At 70.2% G+C, this 11,770-nt stretch carries 10 protein-coding genes, 1 rRNA gene and 1 pseudogene; 2 read left to right on the forward strand and 10 right to left on the reverse strand.

All coding sequences use genetic code 11. The annotated features are described in order from the left end of the window. From EF903_RS19185 to thyX, 4 genes are all read right to left on the reverse strand, one after another. Window positions 1-101, reverse strand: a 16S ribosomal RNA gene (locus EF903_RS19185); the annotation flags it as partial. A 609-nt stretch (window positions 102-710) separates the two neighbouring features. Beyond that, window positions 711-2,396, reverse strand: coding sequence for a ribonuclease J (locus EF903_RS19195; protein ID WP_125544803.1), 1,686 nt, complete (start codon window positions 2,394-2,396; stop codon window positions 711-713). 134 nt (window positions 2,397-2,530) lie between these two features. Next, entirely contained in the window at window positions 2,531-3,430 is a 900-nt protein-coding gene (gene dapA, locus EF903_RS19200; RefSeq protein ID WP_125544805.1) for a 4-hydroxy-tetrahydrodipicolinate synthase, read from the reverse strand. Window positions 3,431-3,678: 248 nt separating this feature from the next. After that, window positions 3,679-4,413, reverse strand: a complete 735-nt coding sequence (gene thyX / locus EF903_RS19205) for an FAD-dependent thymidylate synthase (protein ID WP_125544807.1) — start codon at window positions 4,411-4,413, stop codon at window positions 3,679-3,681. A 191-nt stretch (window positions 4,414-4,604) separates the two neighbouring features. Here thyX and EF903_RS19210 point away from each other — a divergent pair, with 191 nt between their 5' ends. Both EF903_RS19210 and EF903_RS19215 read left to right on the forward strand, forming a co-directional pair. Next, window positions 4,605-4,844 carry a hypothetical protein gene (locus tag EF903_RS19210; protein ID WP_125544809.1) on the forward strand — a complete coding sequence of 80 codons (240 nt, stop codon included), beginning with the start codon at window positions 4,605-4,607 and terminating at the stop codon, window positions 4,842-4,844. 48 nt (window positions 4,845-4,892) lie between these two features. Beyond that, the gene (locus tag EF903_RS19215; RefSeq protein ID WP_125544811.1) at window positions 4,893-5,453 is read left to right on the forward strand and encodes a hypothetical protein; all 561 of its coding nucleotides are present in this window, start codon (window positions 4,893-4,895) and stop codon (window positions 5,451-5,453) included. A 34-nt stretch (window positions 5,454-5,487) separates the two neighbouring features. On the opposite strand, the gene EF903_RS19220 is transcribed toward EF903_RS19215, so the two are convergent. The 6 genes and pseudogenes from EF903_RS19220 to EF903_RS19245 form a co-directional block, all read right to left on the reverse strand. Further along, window positions 5,488-5,967, reverse strand: coding sequence for a hypothetical protein (locus EF903_RS19220; RefSeq protein WP_125544813.1), 480 nt, complete (start codon window positions 5,965-5,967; stop codon window positions 5,488-5,490). A 16-nt stretch (window positions 5,968-5,983) separates the two neighbouring features. Further along, window positions 5,984-6,739: a 4-hydroxy-tetrahydrodipicolinate reductase gene (gene dapB / locus EF903_RS19225; protein ID WP_125544815.1), complete on the reverse strand. Its 756-nt coding sequence runs from the start codon at window positions 6,737-6,739 to the stop codon at window positions 5,984-5,986. Between the two features lie 116 nt (window positions 6,740-6,855). After that, entirely contained in the window at window positions 6,856-8,235 is a 1,380-nt protein-coding gene (locus EF903_RS19230; protein WP_125544817.1) for a pitrilysin family protein, read from the reverse strand. Then, window positions 8,232-10,454 (reverse strand): polyribonucleotide nucleotidyltransferase, encoded by a 2,223-nt coding sequence (locus EF903_RS19235; RefSeq protein ID WP_125544819.1) that lies wholly within the window; start codon window positions 10,452-10,454, stop codon window positions 8,232-8,234. Before EF903_RS19235 ends, EF903_RS19230 begins: the two co-directional genes overlap by 4 nt. 307 nt (window positions 10,455-10,761) lie before the next feature. Beyond that, window positions 10,762-11,049, reverse strand: a complete 288-nt coding sequence (rpsO, locus tag EF903_RS19240) for a 30S ribosomal protein S15 (protein ID WP_114054450.1) — start codon at window positions 11,047-11,049, stop codon at window positions 10,762-10,764. Between the two features lie 172 nt (window positions 11,050-11,221). Beyond that, window positions 11,222-11,770 (reverse strand): annotated as a pseudogene (locus EF903_RS19245) (type VII secretion integral membrane protein EccD); the annotation flags it as partial.

Genomic DNA, 11,770 nt, shown 5'->3' on the forward strand with positions numbered 1-11,770 from the left:
TTCGCCACTAATCCCCTCCCGAAGGAGGTTCATCGTTCGACTTGCATGTGTTAAGCACGCCGCCAGCGTTCGTCCTGAGCCAGGATCAAACTCTCCATGAATGTTTACCGGTAATCCGGTGCACACACACGCAGAGCGGGCCAGTCATGGTCGGAATAAGACCGACTGACCACTGCGTCCTCGCTGTGTTGTGTTGCCTGCGAGCGCTACCGGAGCAGCCCCGCAGGTCTTTTTCAAAGGAACCTCATCCACCGAAGTGGACGGGGTATCAACTTCTGGCGTTGATTTTTGGCACGCTGTTGAGTTCTCAAGGAACGGACGCTTCCTTCGTACTCACCCGCAGTAATGCTTACTGGGGCTTTCCTCCGGGCTTTCGTTCTTGCGTTTCCGACTCTATCAGAGTCTTTCGCGCTCCGCTTTCCAGGGTTTTCGCTTTCGCGCTTTCCCTTTCCGGCGGTTCCAACCTTACCAGATCATTTCCGTGCCGTTTCCGGATCGGATTTGAATTCGGTGGCCGTTGGAGGGCCTTTCCCTTTCGGGCGGGTCAGACTTTATCAGGTTTCCCCGGTGCTGATTCCCACCCGCCCGCGTACCCGTCCGGGCACAGGTGTGTGCCGCGGTTCGGTGCGGGGTGGAGCCGTAAACGTACTGGAGCGGGGCCCCCGATGCAAATCGGTTGCCCCGCTCCGGTGATTGTGCTGGTCGGGGCGTCAGACCTCGACGACGACCGGGAGGATCATCGGCCGGCGGCGGTAGCCGTCCGAGACCCACTTGCCGACGGTGCGGCGGATGAGCTGCTGGATCTGGTGCGGCTCGGCGACGCCGTCGGCGGCGGCGCGCGCGATGGCCTCCTCGATCTTGGGGAGCACCGCGGTGAACGCGGAGTCCTCGATGCCGGAGCCGCGGGCCTGGATGTTCGGGCCGCTCACGACCTTGCCCGTGGTGCTGTCGACCACGACGTACACCGAGATGATGCCCTCTTCGCCGAGGATGCGGCGGTCCTTGAGGGAGGTCTCCGTGACATCGCCGACCGACAGGCCGTCCACGTACACGTAGCCGGCCTGGACCTTGCCGGAGATCCGGGCCTTGCCGTCGATCAGGTCGACGACGACGCCGTCCTCGGCGATGACGATGCGGTCCTTCGGGACGCCCGTCATCGCGCCGAGCTCGGCGTTGGCACGCAGGTGGCGCCATTCGCCGTGGACCGGCATGAGGTTCTTCGGCTTGCAGATGTTGTAGAAGTACAGCAGCTCGCCGGCGGAGGCGTGGCCGGAGACGTGCACCTTGGCGTTGCCCTTGTGCACGACGTTGGCGCCCCAGCGGGTCAGGCCGTTGATCACGCGGTAGACCGCGTTCTCGTTGCCGGGGATCAGGGACGACGCGAGGATCACCGTGTCGCCGGGGACGATCCGGATCTGGTGGTCGCGGTTCGCCATGCGGGACAGGGCCGCCATGGGCTCGCCCTGCGAGCCCGTGCAGACGAGCACGACCTCGTCGTCGGGCAGGTCGTCCAGCGTCTTGACGTCCACGACGAGGCCCTGCGGGACGCGCAGGTAGCCCAGGTCGCGGGCGATGCCCATGTTGCGGACCATCGAGCGGCCCACGAACGCGACGCGGCGGCCGTACTCGTGCGCCGCGTCCAGGACCTGCTGGATGCGGTGGACGTGGCTCGCGAAGCTCGCCACGATGATCCGCCGCTGCGCACCCGCGAAGACGCCGCGGATCACGTTGGAGATGTCGCGCTCCGGCGGGACGAAGCCCGGGACCTCGGCGTTCGTGGAGTCCGACAGGAGGAGGTCGATGCCCTCCTCGCTCAGCCGCGCGAACGCGTGCAGGTCGGTCAGCCGGTTGTCCATGGGGAGCTGGTCCATCTTGAAGTCGCCGGTGGCGACGACCAGGCCCGCGGGCGTGCGGATGGCGACGGCCAGTGCGTCCGGGATGGAGTGGTTCACCGCGACGAACTCGCAGTCGAAGACGCCCAGGTTCTCCCGGTCCCCCTCCTTCACCTCAAGGGTGTAGGGGCGGATGCGGTGCTCCTGGAGCTTCGCCTCGATCAGCGCGAGCGTCAGCTTCGAACCGATCAGCGGGATGTCCGGCTTCTCCCGCAGGAGGTAGGGCACCGCGCCGATGTGGTCCTCGTGGCCGTGCGTGAGGACGATGCCCTCGATGTCGTCCAGGCGGTCCCGGATGGACGAGAAGTCCGGCAGGATCAGGTCGATGCCCGGCTGCTCCTCCTCGGGGAAGAGGACGCCGCAGTCGACGATCAGCAGTCGGCCGTCGAACTCGAAGACGGTCATGTTGCGGCCGATCTCGCCGAGGCCGCCCAGCGGGGTGACGCGCAGGCCGCCCTGGGGAAGCTTCGGCGGCGGGCCGAGTTCAGGGTGCGGATGGCTCAAAAGTCTCTCCTCACCACGCACGCCACGGGCCGTCTCGTCAGGCGCGTGGCGGGCATGTCAATCGTGCAAGCGTGCACGTGCATGTGTCTGTGTCTGTGTTTTTCGGTCTTGCTATTCAGTTGTGAAGTCCGTTGTCAGAGCTGTACCCCGCCGGCGGCAAGATCGATCTTGAGCCGGGCCGTCTCCTCCGCGGTCAGCTCGACCAGCGGGAGCCGCAGCGGGCCGGCCGGCAGTCCCCGGAGGTTCAGTGCGCCCTTGGTGGTGATCACGCCCTGGGTGCGGAACATGCCGGTGTAGACGGGGAGCAGCTTCTGGTGGATCTCGGTCGCCTTCTGGACGTCGCCCGCGGTGTGGGCCTCCAGCATGGCCCGCAGCTCGGGCGCGACGACGTGGCCGACGACGGAGACGAAGCCGGCGGCGCCCACGGAGAGCAGCGGCAGGTTCAGCATGTCGTCGCCGGAGTACCAGGCAAGGCCGCTGCGGGCGATGGCCCAGCTGGCGGCGGCCAGGTCGCCCTTGGCGTCCTTGTTGGCGACGATGCGGGGGTGCTCGGCCAGGCGCACCAGGGTCTCGGTGTCGATCGGGACGCCGCTGCGGCCGGGGATGTCGTAGAGCATCACCGGGAGGCCGGTGGCGTCGGCGATGGCCGTGAAGTGCCGGTAGAGGCCCTCCTGCGGCGGCTTGTTGTAGTACGGGGTGACGGCCAGCAGGCCGTGGGCTCCGGTGCGCTCGGCCTGGCGGGCGAGCTCCAGGGTGTGGCGGGTGTCGTTGGTGCCGATGCCGGCGACGACGTGGGCCCGGTCTCCGACGGCCTCCAGGACGGCTCGTACGAGGTCGTTTTTCTCCGCGTCGGTGGTGGTGGGGGACTCGCCGGTGGTCCCGTTGACGACGAGGCCGTCGTTGCCTGCGTCCACCAGGTGGACGGCGAGCTGCTGCGCGCCGTCGAGGTCGAGTGCGCCATCGGCCGTGAACGGCGTGATCATGGCGGTGAGGACCCGCCCGAAGGGGGTCTGCGGAGTCGAGATCGGAGCCATGGGTAACACGCTACTCGCTGCCATGGTCGCGGTGTCCCCTCGGGGGACGTGAAGGGCTGCGCGCCTCCCGGCGGCGGCCGGGAGGTGCGTGGAGGAGCCCGGCACTGCCTGCTCGGGGGTTCAAGCAGTGCCGGGTCCGTTTGATCAGCCTAGATGAACTTTCCGAAACGTCGCAATACGGACACTTCGGACTTGGGCTGGCACATGTGTGCGCATCAGCCCATTTGCCCTGTACGGGGGCGGCTCCGCTACGGGGCGACCCGGCCGTTGGCGTTGAACGCCGCATACGTCAGCGGCATCAGGGCGGCCCAGTGCTGCTCCATCTTCTCGCCGACCATCTCGATCTCCCGCTGCGGGAACGACGGCACGGCCGCCAGCTCGTGTTGCGTGCGCAGGCCCAGGAAGTGCATCAGGGAGCGCGCGTTGCACGTGGCGTACATCGACGAGAACAGGCCGACCGGCAGGACCGAGCGGGCGACCTCGCGGGCCACGCCCGCGGCCAGCATCTCCTGGTAGGCCTCGTAGGCCCGGCGGTACGAGTCCTCCATGACCCGGCCCGTCAGCGCCAGCTGCTCGTCGGTGCCCTCGACGAACACGTACTTGCCCGGACGGCCCTCCTGCACCAGCTTCCGCTCGGCGCCCGGCACGTAGAAGACCGGCTGGAGCTCCCGGTAGCGGCCGGACTCCTCGTTGTAGGACCAGCCCACGCGGTGCCGCATGAACTCGCGGAAGACGAAGATCGGGGCGCTGATGAAGAACGTCATCGAGTTGTGCTCGAAGGGACTGCCGTGGCGGTCGCGCATCAGGTAGTTGATCAGGCCCTTGGACCGCTCCGGGTCCTTCTGCAGTTCTTCCAGGGACTGCTCGCCGGCCGTGGACACGCGGGCGGCCCACAGCACGTCCGAGTCCGCGGCGGCGTGCTTCACCAGATCGACGGTCACATCGCTTCGGAAGTCGATCTTCAGCTCGGAGGTCTCGCTCACGAGGTCCTTCCAGGTCGCGGGGATTTCCAGGGGGCGCGACCACTCTACGGCGCGGCGGCGGGCGCTCGGACCACGAGCCGGGGCCCCGGCGACTTCGGACAATCCGCCGGAACCAGGCACCGATCGGGCCGCTCGTTCGTCCTGATGGTCAGACCCGTGTCATTGACGACCCGTGAGGAGTGAGGCCCGCCATGTCCCGCCGGTGCGAGCCCGTACCGTTCGCCTTCGCAGCCGAGGCCGACCGGTTCCGCAGCAACGTCGCCCCGCCGCCCCGCGAGGCTCCGGGCAGGACCCAGCGGGCTGCCCGCGGCCTGGTCGGGCTGGCGGCGGCCGCCGGGCTCGTCGCCTCGCTGCTGCTGGGCGTCGAGGCGCTCCAGCCGGAGCACGCGTCCGCCACGTCGCAGCGGTCCGGGTCCTCCGCGGGGCGGTAGCCTCACCGACAAGCCCAACCCGAACGTGCATGTGAGTGAGGTCCCGCCGTGCCCCTGCCCTTCCTGACGGCCGACGGCGCGTTCGACGCGCAAGACGACGCGAACGACGCCCCCCTCGCGCACGACGACCGCGACCGCTGGCGGCGGCCCTACCGGCCGGGGCCCTGGCGGGTGGCCGGCTCGGCGGTGCTGCTCCTGCTGTCGGCGTTCATGCTGCTCGCCACGATGATCATCGCGTTCGCGGGGACCTGGGGTGGGGCGGCCGTGTGCCTCGCGGCGGCGCTCGTCGTGATCGCGCTCGCCCTGCGGATCCTGAGGGCCGGCGTCTGGGTGAGCCGGACCGGGCTGCGCCGGACCGGGCTCCTGACGACGCGCACCCTCGCCTGGGGCGACATCACGGAGGTCCGGACGGTGCAGCAGCCCGTGCGCTGGCTGGGGCTGCCGCGGACGGTGCAGGGCCAGGCGCTGACCGCGGCCGTGCGGGACGGGGCCACCACGGTCCTGATGACCGACCGGAACGCGGACTTCCTCTCCCGCGGCGAGGCCTTCGACCGGGCCGCCGACATGGTCGCCGCCTGGGCCGACGAGTCCCGGCCCGTGCCCGCCTGAGCCGCCCCGCAGGCAGGGCCGGAGCCCGTACGGGTCAGGCCCTCCCCCGGCTACCGCCGGGAGGCGCCCCCACGGGCTTCCTGTCGTGCAGGGCGATGGCCCGCTGCATGGCCTTGCGGGCCCGCGGGGTGTCGCGGGCGTCGTGGTAGGCGACCGCGAGGCGGAACCAGTTGCGCCAGTCCCCCGGCTCGTCCTCCGTCTCGGCCCTGCGGCGCGCGAAGACCTCGTCCGCGGAGTCCCGCCGGATCCGCCCGTACTCGTCCCGCTCCAACTCGTCCACCGGCAGGCCGCCCTCGGCCTCCAGCTCGGCGGCGAGCTGGTTGGCCCGGGTGACGAAGCGGGTGTTCATCCACAGGAACCACACGCCGATGACCGGCAGGACGAGCACGGCCGCGCCGAAGGCGACGGTCAGCCAGGTGCCCTGCCGGATCAGCAGCAGGCCCCGGCTGCCGACCAGGACGAAGTAGACGACCAGTACGGCGGCCGTGATGAGGTAGGTGATCTTCGCGCGCATGGGTGTTGCCTGCTCGTCAGCCGAGGTCGAGGAAGTTTTCCAGGCCGAAGGTCAGGCCCGGGGTGGTCGCCACGCGCCGCGCGCCGAGCAGGATGCCCGGCATGAAGCTGCTGTGGTGGAGGGAGTCGTGGCGGATGGTCAGGGTCTCGCCCTCGCCGCCGAGGAGCACCTCCTGGTGGGCGAGGAGCCCGCGCAGGCGGACGGCGTGCACCGGGACGCCGTCGACGTCCGCGCCGCGCGCCCCGTCCAGGGCGGTGGCCGTGGCGTCCGGCTGCGGGGCGCAGCCGGCCTCGGCGCGGGCGGCGGCGATGAGCTGGGCCGTCCGGGTGGCCGTGCCGGAGGGGGCGTCGACCTTGTTCGGGTGGTGCAGCTCGACGACCTCGACGGACTCGAAGTAGCGGGCGGCCTGGGCGGCGAACTTCATGGTCAGGACGGCGCCGATGGAGAAGTTCGGGGCGATGAGGACGCCGGTCTCGGGCGAGCCGGCGAGCCAGCCGCGGAGCTGGGCGAGGCGGTCGTCGGTCCAGCCGGTGGTGCCGACCACGGCGTGGATGCCGTGGCGGATGCAGAAGTCGAGGTTGCCCATGACGGAGGCAGGGGTGGTCAGCTCGACGGCCACCTGCGCGCCGGTCTCGGCCAGCGTCTCCAGCTTGTCGCCCCGGGTGAGGGCGGCGACCAGTTCCATGTCCTCGGCGGCCTCGACGGCGCGGACGGCCTCGGACCCGATGCGGCCCTGTGCGCCGAGTACGGCGACCCGCAGCTTGCTGCTCATGCGTGCTTCCTTCGCTTCCCCTGGTCGTGGCGGCCGGGCCGCCGTGGCTGCGGGCGGGGTGCCGGCCGGCCGCCCCGGGCGGGGCTGCCGCGGCCGGCGTCCCCGCCGCGCACGTCTCAGGCCACCGCTTCGTCGAGGCGGGCGGCCTGCTTCTCCTTCAGCGGTCCTATCACCGCGAGCGACGGCCGCTGGGCCAGTACGTCCTGTGCGACGGCGCGCACGTCGTCCGGCGTCACGGCGGCGATCCGGGACAGCATCTCGTCGACCGACATCTGGTCGCCCCAGCACAGCTCGCTCTTGCCGATCCGGTTCATGATCGCGCCGGTGTCCTCCAGGCCGAGGACGGTGGAGCCGGACAGCTGGCCGACGGCCCGCTTGATCTCCTCGTCCGTCAGCCCCTCCGCGACGACCTTGTCGAGCTCGGCGCGGCAGATCCCCAGCACGTCGTGGACCTGGCTGGGCCGGCAGCCGGCGTACACGCCGAACAGGCCGCTGTCGGCGAAGCCGGAGGTGTACGAGTACACGCTGTAGGCGAGGCCGCGCTTCTCCCGGACCTCCTGGAAGAGGCGGGAGGACATGCCGCCGCCGAGGGCGGTGTTGAGCACGCCGAGCGCCCAGCGGCGCTCGTCGGTGCGGGCGAGGCCCGGCATGCCGAGGACGACGTGGGCCTGCTCGGTCTTGCGGCCGACCAGGTCGACGCGGCCGGCGGTGCGGATCCGGCGGGCTCCGCCGCGCGGGCCGATCGGCTCGGCGTCGCTCCGGCCGAGGGCCCCGGCCTTCTCGAAGGCGGCGCGGACCTGGCGGACGACCTTGTTGTGGTCGACGTTGCCCGCGGCGGCCACCACCAGGTGGGTGGGGTCGTAGTGCTTCTTGTAGAAGCGGCGGATCCGGTCGGCGCCGAGGGCGTTGATCGTGTCGACGGTGCCGAGGACGGGGCGGCCGAGCGGGGTGTCCCCGTACATGGTGTGCGCGAACAGGTCGTGCACGCAGTCGCCCGGGTCGTCCTCGGTCATGGCGATCTCTTCGAGGATGACGCCGCGCTCGGCGTCGACGTCCTCCTCCCGGATCAGCGAGCCGGTCAGCATGTCGCAGACGACGTCGATCGCCAGCGGCAGGTCGGTGTCGAGCACCCGTGCGTAGTAGCAGGTGTACTCCTTCGCCGTGAAGGCGTTCATCTCCCCGCCGACCGCGTCGATCGCGGAGGAGATGTCGAGGGCGGTCCGCTTGCGGGTGCCCTTGAAGAGGAGGTGCTCCAGGTAGTGGGTGGCGCCGTTCAGGGCGGGCGTCTCGTCGCGCGAGCCGACGTGCGCCCAGATGCCGAAGGTGGCGGAGCGGACGGAGGGCAGCGTCTCGGTGACGATGCGCAGTCCGCCGGGCAGGACGGTGCGCCGGACGGTGCCGGTGCCGCTGTCGCCCTTGAGGAGGGTTTGGGTACGGGCGACGGCCCGCCCCTTCGAGGAGGGGCGGGCCGTCACACGGGAACTACGCGACGTCACTTGTCGGAGTCGTCCTTGTCGGCGTCGTCGGCGGCGTCCTCGCCCTCGATCACGGGGATCAGGGAGAGCTTGCCGCGCTGGTCGATCTCGGCGATCTCGACCTGGACCTTGGTGCCGACCGCGAGCACGTCCTCGACGTTCTCCACGCGCTTGCCGCCGGCGAGCTTGCGGATCTGCGAGATGTGCAGCAGGCCGTCCTTGCCCGGGAGCAGGGAGACGAAGGCACCGAAGGTCGTGGTCTTGACGACCGTGCCCAGGTAGCGCTCGCCGACCTCCGGCATGGTCGGGTTGGCGATGCCGTTGATCGTGGCGCGGGCGGCCTCGGCGGCCGGGCCGTCGGCGGCACCGATGTAGATGGTGCCGTCGTCCTCGATCGTGATCTCGGCGCCGGTGTCCTCCTGGATCTGGTTGATCATCTTGCCCTTGGGGCCGATGACCTCGCCGATCTTGTCCACGGGGATCTTGACGGTGATGATCCGCGGGGCGTTGGGGGACATCTCGTCCGGGGTGTCGATCGCTTCCATCATCACGTCGAGGATGTGGAGGCGGGCGTCGCGGGCCTGCTTGAGGGCCGCGGCCAGGACGGAGGCCGGGATGCCGTCCAGCTTGGTGTCGAGCTGGAGGGCGGTGACGAACTCCTTGGTGCCGGCGACCTTGAAGTCCATGTCGCCGAAGGCGTCCTCCGCACCGAGGATGTCGGTGAGGGCGACGTAGTGGGTCTTGCCGTCGATCTCCTGGGAGATCAGGCCCATGGCGATGCCGGCGACGGGGGCCTTCAGGGGCACACCGGCGTTCAGCAGCGACATGGTGGAGGCGCAGACCGAGCCCATGGACGTCGAGCCGTTGGAGCCGAGGGCCTCGGACACCTGGCGGATCGCGTAGGGGAACTCCTCGCGGGTCGGGAGGACCGGCACGATCGCGCGCTCGGCGAGCGCGCCGTGGCCGATCTCGCGGCGCTTCGGCGAACCGACGCGGCCGGTCTCGCCGACGGAGTACGGCGGGAAGTTGTAGTTGTGCATGTAGCGCTTGCGGGTCACCGGGGAGAGGGTGTCCAGCTGCTGCTCCATGCGGAGCATGTTGAGGGTGGTGACGCCCAGGATCTGGGTCTCGCCACGCTCGAACAGCGCCGAGCCGTGCACGCGCGGGATGGCCTCGACCTCGGCGGCGAGGGTGCGGATGTCCGTGATCCCGCGGCCGTCGATGCGGACCTTGTCCTTGATGACGCGCTCGCGGACCAGGGCCTTGGTCAGGCTGCGGTACGCGGCGGAGATCTCCTTCTCGCGGCCTTCGAAGGCCGGGAGGAGCTTCTCGGCGGCGAGCTCCTTGACGCGGTCCAGCTCGGCCTCGCGGTCCTGCTTGCCCGCGATGGTCAGGGCCTGGGCGAGCTCGCCCTTGACCGCGGCCGCGAGGGCCTCGTACACGTCGTCCTGGTAGTCCAGGAAGACCGGGAACTCGCCCTCGGGCTTGGCGGCCTTGGCGGCCAGGTCGGCCTGGGCCTTGCACAGGGTCTTGATGAACGGCTTGGAGGCCTCCAGGCCGGCCGCGACGACCTCCTCGGTCGGCGCCTCGGCACCGCCCTTGACCAGCGCGATGGTCTTCTCGGTGGCCTCGGCCTCGACCATCATGATCGCGACGTCGCCGTCCTCCAGGACACGGCCCGCGACGACCATGTCGAAGACGGCGTCCTCGAGCTCGGTGTGGGTCGGGAACGCGACCCACTGGCCCTTGATCAGCGCGACGCGGACGCCGCCGATGGGACCGGAGAAGGGCAGGCCGGCCAGCTGGGTCGACGCGGACGCGGCGTTGATAGCGACGACGTCGTAGAGGTGGTCCGGGTTGAGCGCCATGACCGTGGCGACGACCTGGATCTCGTTGCGCAGGCCCTTCTTGAAGGAGGGGCGCAGCGGGCGGTCGATCAGGCGGCAGGTGAGGATCGCGTCCTCGGAGGGGCGGCCCTCGCGGCGGAAGAAGGAGCCGGGGATCTTGCCGGCCGCGTACTGGCGCTCCTCGACGTCCACCGTGAGGGGGAAGAAGTCGAGCTGGTCCTTGGGCTTCTTCGACGCGGTGGTGGCGGACAGCACCATCGTGTCGTCGTCCAGGTAGGCGACGGCGGAGCCGGCGGCCTGGCGGGCCAGGCGGCCCGTCTCGAAGCGGATGGTGCGGGTGCCGAAGGAGCCGTTGTCGATGACGGCCTCGGCGTAGTGGGTCTCGTTCTCCACTAGCGTTTTCTCCATTTTCGTCGTCTCCGTCCGTGGCCCGTGTGGCTGCGGACGGTTGCGGAGAAGCGCTCCTTGCGTGCGGGCCGGTCTTCGATCGAAGTACCCGGTTCGGCGCCCGGCGGGCGTTCCGGGTACCACTACCGAGGACCGGCGGCGTGGGAGGGCGCTCCTCCTCTTCAGTTGTGCGCAGGTGCACTGAGCGGCTGTGTCCAGACTACAAAGCGTCCGGTACGGCGCGCACGTACAGCGGCGCGTACAGCAAAGGGAGCGGTCCCCCGAAGGCGGGAACCGCTCCCCTCACAGCGACTTACTTGGCGCCGGCCGCACCGCGGCGGATGCCGAGGCGGTCGACCAGCGTACGGAAGCGCTGGATGTCCTTCTTGGCCAGGTACTGCAGCAGGCGGCGGCGCTGGCCGACCAGGATCAGCAGACCACGGCGGGAGTGGTGGTCGTGCTTGTGGGACTTCAGGTGCTCGGTGAGGTCCGAGATGCGCTTCGAGAGCATCGCCACCTGGACCTCGGGGGAGCCGGTGTCGCCCTCCTTGGTACCAAACTCAGCGATGATCTGCTTCTTCGTAGCGGCGTCGAGCGGCACGCGTTCTCCTTGGTTTTCGTGGCCACCGAGTGCCCCAGGTCGTAGTCTCTGGGGATCTTCCGTAACTCGGGAGGCGAGGTCCGCTGGGCGCAGTCCGCAGATCCCGGGGGGTCCGGCGGACGCGTACACAAACGGCCGTCACACAGCGTACCAGGTGCCGTCCGGGCCGGTCTCAGCTGGTGAGCGAGCGGGCCCGGGCGTAGACGTCCAGGACGGCCAGGGCCAGCGGGACCAGGCTGAGCAGGACGGCGGCCTCGGTGAGGTCCAGGGTGCGCCCCCAGAAGGGTGACAGACCCTTGCGGGGGATGACCAGCGCAATTCCGGCGAGGAGTGCCGCGCCGGCGGCGACCGCGGCCGACAGCCAGATCGTACGGAGGTCAAGGCCGCCGCGGTCGTGGAAGCGGGTGAGCTCCACGACGAGGTCGGCCGGCGGGTTCAGGGCCATGCCGAGGATCAGCAGGGAGACGGCGGCGAGGCCGGCGGCCAGGGCGCACACCACCTGGGAGGTGTAGCGGAAGAGGCGGGCGCGCAGCAGCATGGCGAGCCCGGCGGCCAGGGCCAGGAGGCGGCCCCAGGTGTTGTCGGAGAAGCCGAGGACGACGGCGGAGCCGACGACGACGGCGGAGCAGCCGCCGACGAGGCCGAGGAGCATCTCGTGGCCGCGGCGGGCCTGGGTGGCGATGGCGTCGGCGTCGAGGGGGGCGGCGGGATCGCCCTGCTC

This window comes from Streptomyces sp. WAC05292, assembly GCF_003949955.1.
GTDB lineage: Bacteria > Actinomycetota > Actinomycetes > Streptomycetales > Streptomycetaceae > Streptomyces > Streptomyces globosus.

Excerpts from the sequence above, each read along its gene's own strand:
- dapA (WP_125544805.1), bottom strand. The coding sequence starts at position 3,430 with ATGGCTCCGATCTCGACTCCGCAGACCCCCTTCGGGCGGGTCCTCACC.
- EF903_RS19210 (WP_125544809.1), top strand. The coding sequence starts at position 4,605 with ATGTCCCGCCGGTGCGAGCCCGTACCGTTCGCCTTCGCAGCCGAGGCC.
- EF903_RS19220 (WP_125544813.1), bottom strand. The coding sequence starts at position 5,967 with ATGCGCGCGAAGATCACCTACCTCATCACGGCCGCCGTACTGGTCGTC.
- dapB (WP_125544815.1), bottom strand. The coding sequence starts at position 6,739 with ATGAGCAGCAAGCTGCGGGTCGCCGTACTCGGCGCACAGGGCCGCATC.